This is a genomic window from Deinococcus sp. (assembly GCF_025362455.1).
Classification (GTDB): domain Bacteria; phylum Deinococcota; class Deinococci; order Deinococcales; family Deinococcaceae; genus Deinococcus.
In genome coordinates this window covers 11,922-30,833 of record NZ_JANYGJ010000089.1, presented here as the reverse complement: position 1 = coordinate 30,833, position 18,912 = coordinate 11,922, and the positions used below count along the sequence as shown (strand labels likewise).

Genomic DNA, 18,912 nt, shown 5'->3' with positions numbered 1-18,912 from the left:
AGCCACAGCGCGGCGCCGATGGCTGCGTAGATCGGCAAACTGACGGAAGTCCGGGGCAGGGCAGGCAGCGAAGTATTCACGGTAGGGGTGGTCATAGCAGTCCTCCTTGTTTCAGGGTGGTGCTCAGGGCCGCGAAGGCGGCGTCGGTGCGCTCCAGGTCGCCGGTCGAGAAGCGGTCTACCAGCAGGCCGGTGATGGTGCCCAGTACGAAGTTGCTCACCGCCGGGTCCGTCTCTGATTGGTCTGGGCCAGACAGGTGTGCCTGGACCACGCGGCGCCACAGCTCCAGTGAGGCGGACGCGAAGGCGCGGTAGGTCGCGTCGCCGTCCATCGCCCGCAGCTCGACCTCGAACAGTGAGCGCAGAAACGGCGTCAGGGCCGGGTCGGTGACGTTGCGCCAGAGCTGGGCAAAGCGGGCTACCGAGTCACCCTCCGGCGCAGGCGCGGCGCTCAGCCAGGCTTGCTGCTGGCGGCTGACACTGCCCAGCACCTCCACGATCAGTTCTTCCTTGGACTGGAAGTGGTAGAGCAGCGTCCGGGCGCTCACATTCAGGGCGGCGGCCAGTGGGCGCAGGCTGAGATCGGTCAAACCGTGTTCGAGCACGTAGGCCGTGACCTGCGACAGAAGTCGAGCGCGGGCTTCGGGGTTGGCTTGTCGTCCTATGCGCTGTCACCTCCAGTCAGCCGCTGCCAGAATACGTGTAACGACTGTTACGTGTAACGAGTGTATACCTAACCATCCAGGCCGTCAACTGGCGTGCCTGACACCCTCGCTCAGCTCGCCTGTTAGTCTTCACAGCATGAACGACGTGCAGGAGCAGGGCTGATGCCACACATCATCGCCGTCACCTCGGAGAAGGGGGGCGTGGGCAAAAGTACCCTCAGCGTCCACCTGGCCGGGGCGTTTCAGGAACGCGGCCTCAGCGCCGTGCTGATCGACGAGGACGGGCGGGTCGGCAGCGCATTGCGCTGGGCGGCGCGGGGGCCGGGCCTGCCGTTCGTGGTGCTCGAACCCGAACAGGTCAAGCCCAGGAAGCTGGCTCAGGCCGATGTGGTCGTCATCGACACCGAGGGCCGCCCCAAACGCAAGGAACTGCGAATATTGGGCGAGCGGGCCGACGTGATCCTGGTGCCCAGCGGCGTCTCTACCCTGGAGCTGGACGCCACCGCCGAGCTGATGGCCTTTTTCCACGAAGACCCCCAGACCCGCCGCCGGACCCGCGTGGTGCTGGGCCGGGTGCCGCCCGTGGGCCGGGCCGGTGAGGTCGCCCGCGAGGACCTGCGCGAGAGCGGCGTGACCGTCTGCAACACCCTGGTGCGCTCCTACGCCGCCTACGTGCGGGCCGCCGAATTGGGTGTGCTGTGCCGCGATGTGCCGGGCCGGGGCGCCGAGCACCTTCGGCATACTCAGCAGGCCTGGGCCGATATCGTCACCCTGTCGCGGGAACTGCTGTGAGGTCGCCGAACCGGGAGCCGCGCTGATGGCCGGGCGCTTCGGCTACCTCGAAGGCCAGAGCGTTCGCCACAGGGGCAAGAAGAAGAAAGCGCGGGGCCAGTCGGGCAGCCTGGAACCGCTGGAGATCGTCTACGTCCGCAAGGAAATCCTGCGGGCGGTCTGGCGCGAGGTCAAGGCCGACGGCGGCGAGAGCGTCTCGGAACTGGTCGAGGAGCTGCTGTCGGCCTGGTTGCAGGCGCGCTCGGAGTGAGGGGCGGGGCGTTGGCCTGAGTCAGCTTTCCGTGCTGCCCACGAGGTCCAGCGCTCCGACTGGCCGGAAGGTGGTCCGGGCAAAGGACTCGGCCCGGAGTGAATGGCCCCCGGCCAGCACGGTCAATTTGAGGACGTGGGTGCCCGGCGAGTCCAGATATTTGAAGTGGCATTCCAGCGTGCCCTGTGAGGTCCAGGCGGCGCTGCCCGCAATCAGTCGTGGGCCAGGACGGTCTGTTGCGGTCACATGGTCGAAGTCGGTCGCCTGCTGCGTCCAGTGCCCCATCCCAGCGCTCAGAATAAAGCTTCCGGCGTCGGTGTGCAGCGTGAGTTCTACCCTGCTTGAGTCCACCTCAAACCGCAGCGCGTTCAGGCCCAGCGAGTTGGACGCGAAGCGGTAGGTTCGCCCCACCGATGAGGCGGCACTCTCGGACGAGCCTTCACCCCTGACTGGCGGCAGCTTCAGTGCCCGGCACGTCTCGCGGAGCTGGCTGAGCGCCGCCGGGTCAGGTGGCAGCGTGCCGTCTCCAAAAGCGGGCAACAGATGGGTCCAGACCTGATCGAGTACGGCCTGCATGTCGTCCACAGCCGACAGGATCGCCAGCACGGCCTGCTGCTCAGGCATCACCACGATGAACTGCCCCAGCGCTCCGTCGGCGCGGTAGGCCCCGTGGCGGCAGCGCCAGAACTGAAAGCCGTAGCCCTGCGCCCAGTCGCCCGCGCTGGCACTGGATGACTCGGCGTTCGGCACCTGCGCCGAGGTGGCCTGCTCAACCCAGTGTGCGGGCAGAAGCTGCTGCCCTTCCCACTCGCCGCCCTGGAGGTAAAGCTGTCCCAGCCGGGCCAGGGCGTCAACCGGCAGATACAGGCCCCAGCCGCCGAAGACGGTGCCTTCCGCGTTGGTGTCCCAGCTCGCCCCGGTAATGCTCAGCGGCTCAAACAGACGGGCGCTCAGCAGGTCCAGCAGCCGTTGCCCGCTGCGGCGCTCGACGATGGCCGCCAGCATGAACGTCGCCGCGCTGTTGTAGACGAAACGGCTGCCCGGCGCGTGGTCCACCGGCTGCGCCAGAAAAGTCCGTACCCAGAGCTGCGGCTGGTGCTCGGTAAGGGGGCGCATGACGTCCTCGGCGTGCCCGCTGGTCATGGTCAGCAGGTCGCGCACCCGCATGGCCGCCAGGTGGTCGCTGACCTGCGGCGGCGCGTACTCAGGGAAAACGGAGAGCACCGTGTCGTCCAGTTCCAGTAGCCCGTCCGACACGGCCAGCCCAACCGCCGTGGACACGAAACTCTTGCTTACCGAGAACAGGGCGTGGGGACGCTCCAGCGTGAACGGTGCCCAGGCGCCGGAAGCCAGTATCTGACCACGCCGCAGCAGCTCGAAGGCGTGCAGTTCGAGTCCGGCGGACTGAGTGGCGGCGATAAAGGCGCTGATGGCCTGCGACGGGACACCCTGCGTTTCGGGATCGGCAGTGGGCAGATGAATGGACATCTCTGGAAGATAAGCGCATCTGTGGGGACGCTGAGGTAAGGGCCAGGGTAGTTCCCGCGCCCTGTTCCTGATGAGGGAACACCAAGCCTGCCTCAAATGAGGCGGGGGCGGCGGCGCGTATACTCCTTGATCGGGACAGACCAAGTTGTCAGGGCGTGAGCAGGAAGCGTGCCAGGTCAGGGCGCCCAGCTCAGGCTCCACCATCCAGTCACAGCGCGGCCCCTCTCATGGGGGGCAGCCACAGGAGAGATCAGTGAAACTTCACGAATATCAGGGCAAAGAACTCTTGCGCCAGTTTGGCGTCGCCGTGCAGGACGGCAAGGTCGCCTACACCCCGGATGAGGTGCGCGATATCGCCCGCGAGTACGGCCAGGCGGTCGTGGTCAAGGCCCAGGTCCACGTCGGCGGGCGCGGCAAGGCGGGCGGCGTCAAGTTCAGCCCCACCATCGAGAAGGCCTATGAAAACGCCGAGAAGATTCTGGGCATGGACATCAAGGGGCTGACCGTGGGCAAGGTGCTGGTCACCAAGGCGGTGGACATCGACGCAGGCGTGGAGTACTACGTCGGCATGATCGTGGACCGCAACGTGCAGAGCTACACCCTGATGGCCTGCGCCGAGGGCGGCATGGAGATCGAGGAGCTGGCCGCCGAGCGCCCCGAAGCCATCATCCGTCACCGCGTCGATCCCGTGACCGGCCTGCGCCCCTACGAGGCCCGTGAGGTCGCCATCAAGGCCGGATTCAAGGGCAACCTGAATAAAATTGCCGACATGATGGTCAGGATGAGCAACGCCGCGCTGGCCCGCGACGCGGTGCTGGTCGAGATCAACCCACTGTTCATCGACGCTGACGGCACCCCGCTGGCGCTGGACACCAAGTTCGAGATCGACGACAACGCCATGTACCGCCACAAGGATCTGCTCGACTGGCGCGAGACCGCCGCCGAGCACCCGCTGGAAGTCGAGGCCGCCAAGTACGGCTTCGCCTACGTCAAGCTCGATGAGGGCAACGTCGGCGTGCTGGGCAACGGCGCGGGCATCGTCATGACCTCGCTGGACGTGGTGAACCGGGCAGGCGCCAAACCCGCCAACTTCCTCGATATCGGTGGCGGCGCCAAGGCCGAGATCGTCTACAACGCGGTCAAGCTCGTAAGCAAAGACCCGGATGTCAAGGCCATCTTCATCAATATCTTCGGCGGCATCACCCGCGCCGACGAGGTGGCCAAGGGCGTGATTCAGGCCCTTGAAGAAGGCATCCTGACCAAACCGGTCCGCATGCGCATCGCGGGCACCGCCGAGGACGAGGCCAAAGCCCTGCTCGCCGAAGTCAACAGCCCGCTGATCCAGATGTACCCCGACATGTTCCAGGCTGCCGAAGCCGCCGCTAAAGATGCGAACAGTGCTGGTCAAATGAATGCAGGGAGCAACTCAGCATGAGCATCCTCGTCAACGTAAACAGCAAAGTCGTGGTGCAGGGCATCACCGGGCGCGAGGGCGGCAACCATGCCCGCGCCATGAAAGCCTTCGGCACCCAGGTCGTCGCGGGCGTGACCCCCGGCAAGGGCGGCCAGGACTTCGAGGGCACCCCGGTCTACAACTCGGTGGCCGAAGCCGTCGAGAAACAGGGCGCCAACGTGAGTATCATCTTCGTGCCGCCTGCGGGCGCCGCCGACGCCGTGCTGGAAGCCGCCCACGCCAGCGTGCCGCTGATCGTGCTGATTACCGAGGGCGTGCCCACCGTCGACATGATGAAGGCCGTGCAGGAGGTCAAGGGCCTCAACGAGCGCAACCTGCAAGGCGGCGGCGCGGGCATTCGCCTGATCGGCGGCAACTGCCCCGGCCTGGTCAGCAGCGGCGAGGCCAAGGTGGGCATCATGCCCAACAGCATCTACGCCGATAAGGGCCGCATCGGGCTGATCTCGCGTTCCGGCACGCTGACCTACGAGGCGGGCAAGCTGCTGCAACTCGCCGGACTCGGCACCTCGACCACCGTGGGCATCGGCGGCGATCCGGTCATCGGGACCACCTTCGCCGACGTGCTGCCGCTGTTCGAGGCCGACCCCGACACCGACGCGATTGTCGTCATCGGTGAGATCGGCGGCGCCGACGAGGAAGCCGCCGCCGAGTACATCGCCGCCCACATGAACAAGCCGGTGGTGGCCTTCATCAGTGGTCGCTCTGCTCCGGCGGGCAAGCGGATGGGCCACGCGGGCGCCATCATCATGGGCAACGTGGGCACCCCGGAGAGCAAGCTGGCCGCCTTCGCCGCTGCTGGCGTGCCGGTCGCCGACACCATGCCCGAAATCGTCGAGCTGGTGAGGAAAGCGCTGAACAAGTGAGCGGTCAGTCGTTTGGGAAGGAGTCGCCTCGTGGGGCGGCTCTTTTTTGCATGCTGACCCGTAGACTGCCCTCATGCCTGTTCCCCATCTCCAGTGCGCCGCCTCGCTGATCTTCAATACGGCAGGCCAGGTGTTGCTCGTGCGGCAGAACTACGGCGCTCACCGCTGGGGCGCACCGGGCGGCAGCGCCGAAATGGGGGAGACGCCGATGGATACCGCCTGCCGCGAGGCCCAGGAAGAGATCGGCGTCCAGATCAAACTGTTGCAGGTCGTGGGCGTCTATCTGCTGCGGGGTGGCGGCTGGCCTGACATGCTCGCCCACGTGTTCCTGGCGCGGGTGCTGGTCGGTGAACCCCGCATCGTCGATCCGTCCGAGACCTTGGAGCTTGCCTGGACGCCGCTCGACCGTTTGCCCGCCGAGATGACGCACGACATCGGGGCCGCGCTGGACGATTTCAGGGCAAGGCGATACGGCGCCGTGCGCGTCGTGGAGCGCAGGCACCCGATGCCGCCCTACCCATTTCAGCCCTCATGAGCCGACACTAAACCTCAGCTCTCCGCCTGGTCATACCGCCGTCAGCCATGAGCGTAGACTGAGGACATGAAAGCATCCGCGCCCGCTCTTGCCGGTCTTCTCGCGCTGTCTTGTGCTCAGGCCCTGACCTTGCAGGGCACGGTGCAGGGCGCTCCCCCGGCAGGCGCCCGCCTGAGCGTCTGGAGTGAGGGCGCGGCGGGCGCGGCGGGTCTGGAGCTGTCCAGCGTGCCGCTGAGCGATGGCCCCTTCGACCTGCCGCTGCCCGACGCGGCCCCGGCCAGCCGGGTGCAGTATCCGCTGCGCCCGGAGGGTATCGGCTGGCCCGGCGTGATCGGGGACGTGAAGGTGAGCAGCCCGGTGCAGACCAGCGACCTGGGTTTCTACGTCTACGTCGATACCAACGGCAACGCCCGGCGCGACGCGAACGAGCCCTTGCAGAGCGCCTTCCCCGAAGTGCAGCGCCAGCCTGTCGTCACCGTCTGGGTCAGCGGCGACGTGAAAGTCACCGCCGGGCGCGGCTTCGAGCTGAAGCTGAAAAGCGGCTGGAACACCTTTACCGTCGAACTGGGCCGGGTGGCCAACGCGCTCGCCTACAAAGGTCAGCCGATCAGTCTGCGGGTGCAGCGCTGAGAGCGGGCTGTGTTTGCGGGGCGGTAGTACGCTTCAGGCTCCCGCCAGCACCCGCCTGTAGGCGTCCAGGTACTGCGGCACGACCCTGCTGGGATGAAACTTGTCCAGCGCGGCGCGGCGCCCGGCCTGACCCATGCGCTGATACGTCTTTGGGTCTTTGAGAATCTCCAGCGCGGCGTGGGCCAGGCCGTCCACGTCGCCGACGGCGGCCAGGCGGCCCGTCACGCCGTCCTCGACGACTTCGGGAATGCCCCCGGCGCGGGCGGCGACCACCGGCACCTCGCAGCTCATGGCCTCCAGCGCCGCCAGCCCGAAGCTCTCCTTGCTCGACGGCAACAAAAACAGATCGGCGATGCCCAGCACAGTCTGCACGTCGGGAAAGGAACCCAGGAAATGCACCCGCCCGATGACGCCTAGCCGCTGGGCCAGCTCGAAGGCGCGGCTGCGCTCCGGGCCGTCGCCGACCATCAGCAGCCGGGCCGGAATCTCGGAGGCGACGCGCGCGAAGGTCTCCACCACATCTTCCACCCGTTTCACGGGCCTGAAGTTCGAGACGTGCAGCAGCAGCGCCTCGTCCGGGTGGGCGAAGCGGGCGCGGATGGCCGGATCGCTCAGACGCACGAAGCGGTCGGTGTCCACGAAGTTGTAAATCACTTCGATCGGCACGTCCACCTTCAGCATCTCGCGGGTCTGGTCGGCCAGAAACTGCGAGACCGCCGTCACCGAATCCGACTGCTCGATGGCGTGGCGGGTGGTGTGCCGGAAGGCCGGTTCGGCGCCGATGAGCGTCACGTCGGTGCCGTGCAGGGTGGTCATCACGCGGGTCTTTTTGGTGATCGAGCGGGCGTGCAGCGCGGCGGTGGCGTGGGGAATGGCGTAGTGGGCGTGGGTCAGCTCCACGCCCTGCTCGTAGATCACTTCGGTCAGGGCGTTGGCGGCGGTCAGCTCCGGAAACGGCTGGTCGAACAGCGCGTAGGCGAAGGCGCTGGCTTGGTGAAAATACGGGCCGTTGGGGCCGCCCATGCCCATCAGCCGGAACGGCACGGCGTTGCCGACAAAGTGGATTTCGTGGCCGAGCCGGGCCAGCTCCAGCCCCAGTTCGGTGGCCACCACGCCGGAGCCGCCCGCGCCGGAGTGGCACAGCACGGCGACTTTGAGGATGTCGGTAGGTGTGGGAAACGTGGTCATGGACATGAAGGCGAAGTATACCCGCCGCCTGTCAGGGCAATGAGGTCGGAGGGTAGATTGAGCGCCACCTGAGCCGGATATACGGCCATATCTTTGCCCAGATCAACCACCCTGAACCCCACCGCTCACGCCCCCAGAGTCTGTTTCCACACGCCAAGAGCCACACGCGGCGCCCCGCGCCTCACGAAAAACGCTGCTCCTCGATCTGCACGGCTGCCGCTTCGGGGCTGGGCTGCATACCCGGCTGAACCGTCACCGCCGTGCCCGCGACGTGCTTGGCGCTCTCCGAGGGCGTCACGAAAATCGGAATCTCGGCGGGCGGCGTGGCGATCATCGGATTGGCGGTGGGGGCTGCTGGCGTCGGTCTGGGCGGCTCGGTCAGCGTTTCCAGGCGCTCCATGATGGCGTCGCCGAGGCGGCTGTGTAAACTGTTGGGCAAACCGTTGGGCAAACTGGGCAGCTCCGGCATCAGGTGCGTGTGGGCGGCCTGGGCAAAGGCCTGCGACACGGCGCGGTACTGCGACATGAACTGGGCGTACTCGGCCTGGGCGGCGCTGAGGCGGCCCGACAGATCGGCGTAATGCACGCTGAACTCGCGCTCCAGCACCGCCGAACGCTCGCGGGACCGAATTTCCAGCTCGTGTTCCTGGTCGCGGCACTGCGCTTCGAGCTGGGCGCGGCGCAGGCTGAACGTCGCCTCCAGTTCGCGCAGCCGCGATTCATGGCGGGTGCTGGCTTCCTGTTCGCGCACGGCGGCGTGGCCCTCCAGCAACCGGACCTTGTTCTCGGCGCCCTGAATGGTCAGCATGGCTTCCTGGCGGGCCTGTTCCTTGAGTTCGGCGCCGATGCGTTCGGCGGCGATCAATGTGCGGCGCAGCTCGTCTTCGGTCTCGCGGTGAATCTGCAACTGGCGCAGCGCCGCGCCAAGCCGGGTGTGCAGCTCGGCACGTTCGCGCAGGCCGTCTTCGAGCGTCTGCGAGACTTCGGAGAGGTACATTCGCACGTCGCTCTTTTTGTACCCGCGCATGGCGGCGGCGAACTCCTGGCGCTGCACCTCGATGGGGGTATGGCGCGGCGTCTGGAGTGCGGTTTGAACGGCCTCCAGCGGCGGCAGGGGCGAGGCACTGGAAAGAGCCGATGTGGCCTGCGCCGTGAGCGGCGGAGTCGTTGGTTGAGAGGCAGACCGCACCGAAATAGCCTGGTCGCTTTCGTTCAGCGGGCGTGGGCCGGTCACGCCCCCTCTCCAGCACTCACTCCTGCATCCGCGAACAGCCGCGTGCCGATGCGGACCATGGTGGCTCCGGCGGCGATGGCGGCGGCAAAATCATCACTCATGCCCATGCTCAGGTCGCTCAGGCCCAGTTCGGCGGCGTGCCGGGCCGCCTCGGCAAACACCCGCGCCGCCGCTTCGGGGTTGCCGTAGGGGGCCATGACCATCAAGCCGCGCACGTCCAGGCCAGTTTCCACGGTGTCATGGTACAGCGCTTTGAGTTCCTGCAACTCCACGCCGTGCTTCTGGGCGTCGCCGTTGTGGAGTTGCAGCAGCACGCCCGGCGCGTGGCCCCATCTGGCGGCGGCGTCGGCCAGGGCACGCGACTGGTCGGCGCTCTCGATGGTGTGAATCAGCGCGGCACGTCCCAGATATTTGATTTTATTGCGCTGCACCGGCCCGATGAAGTGCCATTCGACCTTGGGCCATTCGACCTTGGGCCATTCGGGGGCGGGCCATTCGGGGAACTGCTCCAACTCGCGCACCTTGTCGCGCAGTTCCTGACCCCGGTTCTCGGCCAGCGCCATCGGAGCGCCCAGCAGCCCGGCCTGCGGCACGATGCGCCCGGCGATGTCGGTCAGGGTGTGGCCCTTGCTGACCACGATCAGGCGCACGCTGCCGGGTGGGCGGCCCGCCTGGGCTTCGGCGGCGCGAATCTCGCCGACGACGCCGGGCAGTGATAAGAATGAATTCAGCATTGCCCTCAAGACTACCCTGACAGGCTCCTGGCAATGCGGAATGTCCCTGTGACCTTGCCGTCGAGCTTCCTTTGAAGCTTCCTTTGAAGGCGTATTCATTTCACCGTGTTGCCGCCGGTACGCGCTCACTCCCACACCCTCAGTCCCCACACCCTCAGTCAAGGCCGCTTCACGTTTCTCAGGGCCATTGCAGAGACTGTGACACAGATAATCGATGACATAGATAATCGATCATATCGAGTACAGCCTTATCGAGTACCCGTCCGTAGTACCCGTCCGTAAGGAGGACACATGACACACCCGCTCACCCTGGCCGTGACCCTGGCCCTGGCCGCTCCGCTGGCCGCTGCCCAGACCACCGCTCCCAAATCCGGCATTCCAGCACCTGTGCCGACCAAACCGGCCCTCAGCAAACCGGCTCTCACCACCGCCCAGGCCACCACGGCGACGCTGAGCGAGATCGTCGTGACCGGCGCTCCGGAACTGCTGAGCAACTTTCTGAAAGCCAGCCTGAGCACCCAGACCGGCGCTTCCCTGTCTGGCCTGAACCTGCGCGCCATCGAGCAGGAAGCGCTGACCACCGGCTATTTCAGCGCCGTGAGCGCCTCGCTGGGCACGGTGGGCGGCAAGAACGTGCTGACCCTGACGGTCAAGCCCAATCCGGTCATCGGCGCCGTGGAAGTCAGCGGGCTGACCTATTTTCCGGTGGACACCTACAAGGCCCGCATCGCCGACCTGCTCAACATCGCGCCGGGCGCCACCCTCAACACCGACCGCATCGAGCAGAGCAAGGAGCTGCTGACCCAGAATTTTCGCAGCGAGGGCTACCCCTTCGCGCCGAGTGTCAGCACCAGGGCGGTGGCCGCCAAAGACGGCAGCGTCACCTTGACCTACGTGGTGGACGAGTCCGCCCCGCTGAGCCGCGTGGAGATCAGCGGCAACACCCGACTGCCCAAAGACACCATCGTCAATATCTTCAAACCTCTTCAGACGGCCAAGAAGTTCACGCCGGACGCCTACTTCAAGGCCGCCCAGGACATCGGCCAGGCGTACCAGGCGGCGGGCTTCTTGCAAAGCGGCATCGACGCGCCCGCCACCACCCTGGAGGGCGGCGTGCTGAAGGTCAAGCTGGCCGAGGGCGTGGTGGGCACGATCGACACCAGCGGCCTGACGGTGGGCAACCCCGGCGCGGCGGTGGGCGCGGCGACGGTGGCGGCGCTGCAAACCAAGCTCGGTGCGCCGCTGACCCTGGCCAAGCTGGAGGCCGACACCCGCAGCCTGTCGAACGCCACCGGCAAATCGGTGGGCTTTGCGCTGCAACCCGGCGCTGCAGACCCGGCCCAGGTCACGGTGCTGTTCGGCGACGCCCAGACCGCCACCGGCCCGATCAAGACCATCGCCTTTGCGGGCAACACCAAACTCAGCGCCGCCGAGTTGCAGGCGGGGCTCAAGATCAAGGTCGGCGACGTGTATTCCAAGCAGCTCGCCGAGAGCAGCTTCTTCGCCGTGCGCGACGCCTACCGCGCCAAGGGTTTTGATATTTCCACCCGCGACGCCATCAAGTTCGACCAGGGCACCCTGACCTACACCGTCCGCGAGGCCCAGCTCGCCAGGTTCGAACTCAAGTGGGCCGGGCCGCACCGCACCCAGGACCGGGTGATCTTGCGCGAGGTGCAAGACCTCAGAGGGGTCGTCACCGACGCCTCGGTGCGCGAGGGCATCGACCGCATCACCCGGCTGGGCATCGTCAAGGTCACCGACGTGGTGATGCGCTCGGACGATCCCAAGAACCCGGAGTCGCTGACCTACGTCATCAGCGTGGCCGAGCAGACCGGCACCCAGTCGTTCGCTCCGGCGCTGGCCTACGACACCGCCACCGGCTTTTCCGGCGACCTGAGCGTGAATTTCAACAACGTCTTCGGGCTGGGGCACGGGCTCCAGGCGGGCGTCACGGCCCAGCCCACCGACTCCGGGCAGTTCCTGGGCGGCGGCGTGACCTACACCATTCCCTGGATCGACGCGAATTTCGCCGACTTCCGCAAAACCCGCACCAGCGTGTCGCTGAGCCTGAGCAGCACCCTCTCGCCCAACAACGCCGTCGCCGCCGCCGACGGCACCGATTCCGGGCGACAGTACACGGGCCGCTCCAGCGGTTTCAGCGTGCGCTTGGGCCGCAGCCTGAGCCAGTACCTGACCGGCAGCCTGGGCGTGGGCACCAGCTACGACACCAGCTACCTGGAAAAGATCACGTCCGCCGATCAGGTGGCTTTCGACAATGCCAACGTGCAGCGCATCAAAGACGGCAAGCCCGTCGTGAGCGCGACCACCGACGATCAGGCCCTGGCCCTCAAGCCGATGGACGGCCTGACCACCCGTATCAGCCCCGCTTTGAACTACGACTCGACCAACAGCGGCGACTTTCCCACGCGGGGCGTGCGGGCCAACCTCTCGCCCTCGTACAACTTCGGCTACGCGGGCAACACGGCGCTGAACTGGTTCCGGATCGAGGGCGGTGCCAGCACCTATTTCGGCTTCGGTAAAAAGCTGACCAAGGGATTTTCACAGGAGAACAAGCAGCAGGTCTTCGCCGTGCGCCTCAACGCCGGAACCCTGACCGGCGCCTACCCCGCCGCCAGCAACTTCGCGCTGGGCGACGCCAACACTGTCAGCGCCTACGAGCTGCGCGGCATTCCCGGCGGCACGGTCCGGGGTACGAGTTACGTCACCGGCAGCGCCGAGTACCGCTACGACTTCGGCGTCAGCAACAACATCGCCCAGGGCCTGTACGGCATCGCCTTTGTCGACGCGGGCAGCGCCTGGGCCGCTGGCGGCACCCAGACCGGCGCCTACGGTCTGGGCGTGGGCGTGCAGCTCAATCTGGGTCTCGGCGGCGGTCTGCTCCCGGCACTGCGTTTCGACTACGGCTTCTCGCCCTCGAACAATTCCTCCAAGTTCAGCTTCCGCCTGGGGCCGACCTGGTAAACGGTGCAGGGCGAAAGAGGGTCAGCGTCGCGGCTGGCTCTTTTTTTGGTTGTGGGTTGTGATACCAACTTAAGATGAGTCGAAGACGAATCCGAGCGAGGCGAGTATAAGAAATACGGGATGGCGGCGATGGAAGTCTATGTTGGCGCTTTTTCAACATAGACTGGAATCAGAGCAATCCCGTATGAGGTGCGGAACGGATGACTGTTTTGCGGCGGTCTGGAACTGGCCGGTACAACCCCTCTCCTTCGGAGCTCTGCGAGTCGGCCCCTGCGGGGCACCTCCCCTTATAAGCTGGGTGATGCACGTATCTCTCTCATAAACTTGGCAATGTCGATGAACACGGTATTTTCAGCCCCTCTCTCCTGCGGGAGAGGCTGGGAGAGGGGTATCGCAAGCGCCCTCTTTGCGCGGTTCAAGAAGATGGGCATCCGGCGAAGATCAGTGTAAAAACAAAGATGAGAGACTTGCGTGCATCACTGAGCCCCTCAAAAGGGAGGCAAAAGCGCTAGAGAGCGTCTGGGCGAGTGTTTTCGGCTCCCTTTGACTGGTACGGCCCGAAGAGAGGGGGTCTCCCGCGTGGCGGGTTATACCTGGCGTTTCAGAAAGTCCTGTTCCGTCCCCTACATTCGCCGTTCCCACGTCCTGCAACCCACGCCCACACGCTATTTCAGTACCGGATACAGATCCACCCGCGTACCGGGCCGCACATCTTTGCGGGCAGCCAGACCCACGATCACGTTGACGCCGCCTTGGGCGCCCGGCTTGCTGAGATTGTCCAGCCGGTCGAGCAGGTCCAGGCGCTCTTTGTCGCTCAGGCCCAGGTCGTTGATGTAATCCAGCGGAATGCCGCGTGAGGTCAGGTCGAGTACGGTGTCGCGCACCAGGTCGGTGATCTGGCTGCTCAGGGCGTCGGTGCCGCGCTGCAAGTTGACGCTGCTCTGATGAATCACCTGGCCGCTGCGAAACAGTACCGATTGGGGCCGGGCGTCGCAGGTCAGGTCTACCGGAGAGCCCGTCGCCACGTTCACGGCGGCGCGGCACTGCACGAAGGTGTTGGTGTTCAGGCCGCGCAGTTTGTTGTCGAGCGCGGCGCGGGCGTCGCTGGAGAGCCGGGCTGCCGGGCTGCCCCTGGCGCCCTGCCTCTGGGCCGCTGCCGCCGCCGCTTGCAAAAAGTCTGGGACGTTGCGTACGCTGGGCACCACCCCGGCGTACACCAGTTCGTTGCGGCTGTAGATCAGGTCCGTGTTGCGGCTGGCGCTCAGTTCGCTGCTGGTGCGCGAGTAATCGACTTCCAATCGGGTCAGGTTGGTCTGGGCGCTGCTGAGGCTGTTTCTCAGGGCGTCGTTGGCGGTGCTCAGCGCCCGGCGCTGGTCTTCCAGGGTGCCGATCATGGTCTGGAGGGTGCCGAGTTCCTTGCGGATATTATTCAGGTCCTGGGCGGCGGCGTCGCGCTGGGTCATCAGGCTGCCACGCTGCGCGATCAGCCCAGCCCGCTCAGCAGCTAACCTTTCGCGGGTCACCTGCGCCACGTCGCGGGCGGCCAGGGCGGCGTCACGGGCCACCACGGCGCTCAGGCGGCTTTGGAGCGCCTGGTCGCGGGCCTGCAATGCACTGTCGCGGCTCACGACCGCCATCTGCCGGTCACGCTCGGCACTCAGCCCCTCGCGCAGCGCCTGGTTGCGGCCCTGCTGGGCGGTCTTGAGCTGCGCGGCCACCCTGGCGCGGCTGGCCTCCAGCGCCCCGGTCTGGGTTTGCAGAAGCTGGGCGCTGCCCTGGGCCGCCTTGGCTTCCTGCACGGCCTGGACGCTGCGGGTATTGAGTTCGACGATCTGCTGCGCCAGCAGGTTCAGGCGCCCGGACTGGACCTGCTCGCGCCCCCGGCTGGCGTCCAGCGCCTGCTGAGAGCCGAGCAGCGCCTGACGGTTGCGTTTGGCCTGGGCTTCCAGACTCTGCTGCTGGGCACTGAGCGTCCTGACCTCGGCCTGGAGGCTGGTGCGGGCTGCCTGGATGGGATACAGCCGTTTCTCGGCGCCTTTGAGATCGGTGACGGCCTGCTCGGTTTCCTGGCGTGAGGTGTTCAGGCGGACGTTGGCCTCGTCACGCTGCTGCTGGGCGGCCTTCAGGTCGGTGGTTGTGGTTTTGACATCCACCTTGAGCTGCGAGAGTTCGACTCTCAGCCGGTCGGCCTGCTCGATGTTGCTGATGGCCGCCCGGTTGATGACCCCGAAGGCCAGCACCGAGGCCAGGCTGATGCCCATGCCGCTGGCCACCGCCACGATCAGCGCCGTGGTTTTGGGCCGCAGTCCGAACAGCCGCAAGTGGCGCCGCCCGGCCCGCCGCGCGATGGTATCAGCGCTGTAGGCCACCAGCCCGGAGAGCAGCACCACGAAGATTAAGAAACCGAGCAGCATACGGTTCCCCTGGGCGCTGAAACGTGGACTGGAAGTGAAGGTCGGGCGTTCACACCGTCCAGTTTAGCGAAAACGTGAAGGTAAAGTCAGTCGCGCAGCTCACTCGCCCCCAGCGCGTGATGCCGATCAGCGGCTGGGCAGGTTCTACAGCTCGAAATCGTCGCCCAGATAATGACGGCGGGCGTCCTCATCCTGGGCGAAGTCGCTCGGCGTGCCCTCGAATTTCACGGCGCCGTCGTACATCAGGTACACCCGGTCGCACAGCGCAATCGTCTCGCGCACGTTGTGATCGGTGATGAACACCCCGATGCCCCGGCGGTCGCGCAGCTCACGGATCAGCCGCTGAATCTCACGGATGCTCTTGGGGTCAACGCCGGTAAACGGTTCGTCGAGCAGCAAAAAATCCGGATCGGTGGTCAGGGCGCGGGCCAATTCGAGCCGCCGCCGCTCGCCGCCGGAGAGCTGGTACGCCTGCGCACTCGCCAGGTGCGAGAGCCCGAACTCGGCCAGCAGGCTGTCGGCCCGCGCTTCCCGCCCGGCGGCGCCGAGGTTCTGGTATTCGAGAATGGCCAGCAGGTTATCGCGGGCGCTCATCTTGCGAAAAGCGCTGGGTTCCTGCGGCAGATACCCAATGCCGCGCCGCGCCCGCTGGTGCATCGGCAGCCGCGTCACGTCCTGACCCGACAGGGTGATGCTGCCGCCGCCGGGGCGAATAAAGCCCACCATCATGTAGAAGGTCGTGGTTTTGCCCGCGCCGTTGGGGCCAAACAGCGCCACGATCTCGCCGCGAGTCACGCGCAGGTCCACGCCGCGCACCACCGTCCGGCGTCCGAAGGCTTTGCTGAGGTTGCGGGCCTCGAACTGGGGCTGGGCGGCGGGCGGAAACTGGAGATCGAGCTGGGGGGCGGCAGTCACGGGGATGAGGGTAGCACGGGGCAAATCAGGGGCTGTGAGGGTAATCAGCCCGCTCGTAATCCAGGCAGATCACGCCGGAAGGAAAGGCCGCCGTGCTCAGAAGGCGTAGCCGTTCCAGATGGGCCGGGCGCCCGAACAGGGCCACTCCCGCGCCGAGCAGCACCGGGTTCACGAACAGCCAGTAGCCGTCGAGCAGGTCCAGCTTCATCAGCGCGTGGGCGGCGCCGGGGCTGCCGAACATCAGCACCTCGCCCTCGCTTTCGGCCTTCAGCGCCTCTATCTCTCGCTTCAGCTCGCCGCCCAGCAGGCTGGCTCCCGGCGCGTCCGCTTGAGTCAGGCTGCGCGAGAGCACCACTTTCCTGGCACTGGCGTACCAGCGGGCATGTTCGATGTCGTGCCGACTGGCGCCCGGCTGCTCGGCGGCGGTGGGCCAATAGCCCTGCATCATCTGGAACGTCCGGCGTCCATACAGCGCACAATCGGTTTGCTGCACCCGCTTTTCGACGAACTCGAACAGGTCCGGCGTGGTGCTGATCCAGTCCATCTCGCCGCCGGGACCGGCCACAAAGCCGTCGAGGGACATATGAACGAAGAGGATGATCTTACGCATGAACACCTCCGCTGGTCAGGCAGGATTGAATGTGAGGCCCACCCAATCTGACACACCGAACGCCGCCTTCATGGCTTGATGTCGAATATGATGCAGAATATACAGGCATATGGAGATGGAGCGGGGCTGCTCGTTCGCTGCTCCATCCCCACCTCGCCTTCTTCGCCCTTCCCCACGCGCCACAAACCTTCCCCTGCTCTACACTGGCCGCATGAAATTCACGGTCATCGTGCTGGATTCGGTGGGGGCGGGGGAGTTGCCCGACGCTGAAGCCTTCGGCGACGTGGGCGCCCATACCCTCAACCACACCCTGGCGGCCAGCGGCGTTCGGTTGCCCAACCTGGCGGCGCTGGGCCTGAGCACGCTGCCGACCACCGATCCGGCGCTCTACCCAGCCGTCACGCGCACGCCGGGCAGCAGCGCGGGGCGGATGCGGGAAGTCAGCCCCGGCAAGGACACCTCCACCGGGCACTGGGAATTCATGGGCGCGGTGCTCGTTCACGCCTTCCAGGTGTTCCCAGACGGCTTTCCGAGTGCTGTTATGGACCGCTTCACCGCCGCCACCGGCACCGGCTACCTGTGCAACAAACCCTACAGCGGCACCCAGGTCATCGAGGACTTCGGGCCAGAGCACCTGAACACCGGCGACCCCATCGTCTACACCTCCGGCGACAGCGTGTTCCAGATCGCCGCGCATCTGGACATCGTGCCGATCGAGAAACTCTACGGCTGGTGCGAGGCGGCCCGCCAGATCCTGCTGGGCGAATTCGCGGTGGCGCGGGTCATCGCCCGGCCTTTCCGGGGGGAACTTCCGTATCAGCGGGCGGGCGAGCTGCGGCGCGACTATTCCCTGACGCCGCCGCCCACCGTGCTGGAGAGTCTCAAGGCGGCGGGCAAACAGGTCATCGGCATCGGCAAGATTCCCGACATCTACGCCCATCAGGGCTTCACCGAGGAGATTCACACCGACGACAACGCCGACGGCATCCGCAAGACGCTCGCCCGGATGGCGCAACCCTACGACGGCCTGGTGTTCACCAACCTGGTGGATTTCGACAGCAAGTTCGGCCACCGCCGCGACCCGCAGGGCTACGGCGCCGCGCTGCTGGCCTTCGACGCGGCGCTGCCCGACCTGCTGGCGCAGGTTCCGCACGATGGTTGCCTGCTGATCATCTCCGATCACGGCAACGATCCCACCTGGCGCGGCACCGACCACACCCGCGAGCACGGCCTGCTGCTGGCGTACCGGCCCGGCAGCACGACTGGGGCGCTGGGCGACCGGGCCAGCTTCGCCGACGTGGGCGCCACCGTCGCCGAGGCGCTGAATGTTCCCTGGAGCGGGCCGGGCGTCAGCTTCTGGAGCCGGTTGTCATGACCGCCTCGCTTGTGGTTCGTCTGGAACCTGTGCGCCTGGAGCGGCCCAGATGGCTGAACACCGAGTCGCTGCGGCTGACCCTGACGCTGGGCGGCAGATTCGCGGGCGAGCAGACCTGGCAGACCCAGCCGGAGAAGTTCAGCGAGGGCCTGGGCTACCAGACGCGGGTGCAAACCGATTTCGCGGGCGTGCTGCCCGCCCTGCGCAAGGTGCAGGTCTCGCGCTACCTGGCTGATTTCACCAGCCTGAGTTACGCCGAGAGCGACGGACGCGGCAAGCCGAGCTTCGAGACCATCTTCGACCGGGGCACGGCGCTGATTACCCTGCGCCAGAACCGCGAGGAGGCCACCGCGCCCCTGCTGAGCGCCCACCACGATCCGGTCAGCCTGGTGATGGCCCTGCGCGGCCCCGGCCTGCTGGGAAGCGGCGCCGCCGACGACCTCTGGCGGGTGGCGATGGCGGGCGGCACGGTGCATGTCCAGACCCTGCCAGGCAGCGAGGTGGGCGGCCTGGCGGCCCGCGCCTTCTACCTGCGCCCCGGCGGCGCCTACGTGCTGGCCGAGCGTGAGCTGCCCCACCGTCTGCTGCGCCTGATCCAGCCGACTGATTTCGGCCCGGTGGAAGCCAGCCTGCATATTGAGCCCCGCCGCGAGGAACGCCCAGAACGCCCAGCCGAGAACGCTGGCCGTCCCAGAAAACGTGGCCGCAGCTAGAAAAGGGAAGTGGGTTGTGGGAAGTAGAAATCCCCTGATCTGTTCCCGCTT

17 protein-coding genes are annotated in these 18,912 nt (G+C 66.4%); 9 read left to right on the top strand and 8 right to left on the bottom strand.

Annotated elements, in window-relative coordinates:
• Positions 1 to 91: 91 nt before the first annotated feature.
• A complete protein-coding gene (locus tag Q0R23_RS06360; RefSeq protein ID WP_293911555.1) occupies positions 92 to 589 on the bottom strand; it encodes a TetR/AcrR family transcriptional regulator in 498 nt (165 codons plus the stop codon).
• 237 nt (positions 590 to 826) lie between these two features.
• Here Q0R23_RS06360 and Q0R23_RS06355 point away from each other — a divergent pair, with 237 nt between their 5' ends.
• A complete protein-coding gene (locus Q0R23_RS06355) occupies positions 827 to 1,456 on the top strand; it encodes a ParA family protein (RefSeq protein WP_293911554.1) in 630 nt (209 codons plus the stop codon).
• A 25-nt stretch (positions 1,457 to 1,481) separates the two neighbouring features.
• The gene (locus Q0R23_RS06350) at positions 1,482 to 1,706 is read left to right on the top strand and encodes a hypothetical protein (RefSeq protein WP_293911552.1); all 225 of its coding nucleotides are present in this window, start codon (positions 1,482 to 1,484) and stop codon (positions 1,704 to 1,706) included.
• Positions 1,707 to 1,727: 21 nt separating this feature from the next.
• Here Q0R23_RS06350 and Q0R23_RS06345 read toward each other — a convergent pair whose 3' ends face one another.
• On the bottom strand, positions 1,728 to 3,194 hold the full coding sequence (locus Q0R23_RS06345; protein WP_293911551.1) for a serine hydrolase: 1,467 nt from the start codon (positions 3,192 to 3,194) through the stop codon (positions 1,728 to 1,730).
• Positions 3,195 to 3,447: 253 nt separating this feature from the next.
• On the opposite strand from Q0R23_RS06345, the gene sucC reads away from it, so the two are divergent.
• The 4 genes from sucC to Q0R23_RS06325 all read left to right on the top strand — a co-directional run bounded on the left by sucC (position 3,448) and on the right by Q0R23_RS06325 (position 6,696).
• Entirely contained in the window at positions 3,448 to 4,629 is a 1,182-nt protein-coding gene (gene sucC / locus Q0R23_RS06340; protein ID WP_293911549.1) for an ADP-forming succinate--CoA ligase subunit beta, read from the top strand.
• Positions 4,626 to 5,531, top strand: coding sequence for a succinate--CoA ligase subunit alpha (gene sucD, locus Q0R23_RS06335; RefSeq protein ID WP_293911547.1), 906 nt, complete (start codon positions 4,626 to 4,628; stop codon positions 5,529 to 5,531). The genes sucC and sucD overlap by 4 nt, the downstream gene beginning before the upstream one ends.
• A gap of 73 nt (positions 5,532 to 5,604) precedes the next feature.
• Entirely contained in the window at positions 5,605 to 6,066 is a 462-nt protein-coding gene (locus Q0R23_RS06330; protein ID WP_293911546.1) for an NUDIX hydrolase, read from the top strand.
• 66 nt (positions 6,067 to 6,132) lie between these two features.
• Positions 6,133 to 6,696 (top strand): hypothetical protein, encoded by a 564-nt coding sequence (locus Q0R23_RS06325; protein ID WP_293911544.1) that lies wholly within the window; start codon positions 6,133 to 6,135, stop codon positions 6,694 to 6,696.
• 33 nt (positions 6,697 to 6,729) lie between these two features.
• Here the strand turns inward: Q0R23_RS06325 and bshA are convergent, their stop codons facing one another.
• The 3 genes from bshA to Q0R23_RS06310 form a co-directional block, all read right to left on the bottom strand.
• Positions 6,730 to 7,890, bottom strand: coding sequence for an N-acetyl-alpha-D-glucosaminyl L-malate synthase BshA (gene bshA, locus Q0R23_RS06320; protein ID WP_293911543.1), 1,161 nt, complete (start codon positions 7,888 to 7,890; stop codon positions 6,730 to 6,732).
• Between the two features lie 175 nt (positions 7,891 to 8,065).
• Positions 8,066 to 9,118, bottom strand: a complete 1,053-nt coding sequence (locus Q0R23_RS06315) for a DivIVA domain-containing protein (protein ID WP_293911541.1) — start codon at positions 9,116 to 9,118, stop codon at positions 8,066 to 8,068.
• Positions 9,115 to 9,852, bottom strand: a complete 738-nt coding sequence (locus Q0R23_RS06310; RefSeq protein WP_293911539.1) for an alanine racemase — start codon at positions 9,850 to 9,852, stop codon at positions 9,115 to 9,117. Before Q0R23_RS06310 ends, Q0R23_RS06315 begins: the two co-directional genes overlap by 4 nt.
• 291 nt (positions 9,853 to 10,143) lie before the next feature.
• Between Q0R23_RS06310 and Q0R23_RS06305 the strand changes: the two genes are divergently transcribed.
• On the top strand, positions 10,144 to 12,834 hold the full coding sequence (locus tag Q0R23_RS06305; RefSeq protein ID WP_293911538.1) for a POTRA domain-containing protein: 2,691 nt from the start codon (positions 10,144 to 10,146) through the stop codon (positions 12,832 to 12,834).
• A 665-nt stretch (positions 12,835 to 13,499) separates the two neighbouring features.
• On the opposite strand, the gene Q0R23_RS06300 is transcribed toward Q0R23_RS06305, so the two are convergent.
• The 3 genes from Q0R23_RS06300 to Q0R23_RS06290 all read right to left on the bottom strand — a co-directional run bounded on the left by Q0R23_RS06300 (position 13,500) and on the right by Q0R23_RS06290 (position 16,773).
• Positions 13,500 to 15,248 carry a DUF3084 domain-containing protein gene (locus Q0R23_RS06300; protein WP_293911536.1) on the bottom strand — a complete coding sequence of 583 codons (1,749 nt, stop codon included), beginning with the start codon at positions 15,246 to 15,248 and terminating at the stop codon, positions 13,500 to 13,502.
• A gap of 144 nt (positions 15,249 to 15,392) precedes the next feature.
• Complete coding sequence (gene lptB / locus Q0R23_RS06295; protein ID WP_293911535.1) at positions 15,393 to 16,163, bottom strand: LPS export ABC transporter ATP-binding protein; 771 nt, start codon at positions 16,161 to 16,163, stop codon at positions 15,393 to 15,395.
• Between the two features lie 25 nt (positions 16,164 to 16,188).
• Positions 16,189 to 16,773, bottom strand: a complete 585-nt coding sequence (locus Q0R23_RS06290) for a dihydrofolate reductase family protein (RefSeq protein ID WP_293911533.1) — start codon at positions 16,771 to 16,773, stop codon at positions 16,189 to 16,191.
• 211 nt (positions 16,774 to 16,984) lie between these two features.
• Between Q0R23_RS06290 and Q0R23_RS06285 the strand changes: the two genes are divergently transcribed.
• Together Q0R23_RS06285 and Q0R23_RS06280 are read left to right on the top strand one after the other, a co-directional pair.
• Positions 16,985 to 18,148 carry a phosphopentomutase gene (locus Q0R23_RS06285; protein WP_293911532.1) on the top strand — a complete coding sequence of 388 codons (1,164 nt, stop codon included), beginning with the start codon at positions 16,985 to 16,987 and terminating at the stop codon, positions 18,146 to 18,148.
• Positions 18,145 to 18,861 carry a hypothetical protein gene (locus Q0R23_RS06280; protein ID WP_293911531.1) on the top strand — a complete coding sequence of 239 codons (717 nt, stop codon included), beginning with the start codon at positions 18,145 to 18,147 and terminating at the stop codon, positions 18,859 to 18,861. Before Q0R23_RS06285 ends, Q0R23_RS06280 begins: the two co-directional genes overlap by 4 nt.
• Positions 18,862 to 18,912: the final 51 nt, after the last annotated feature.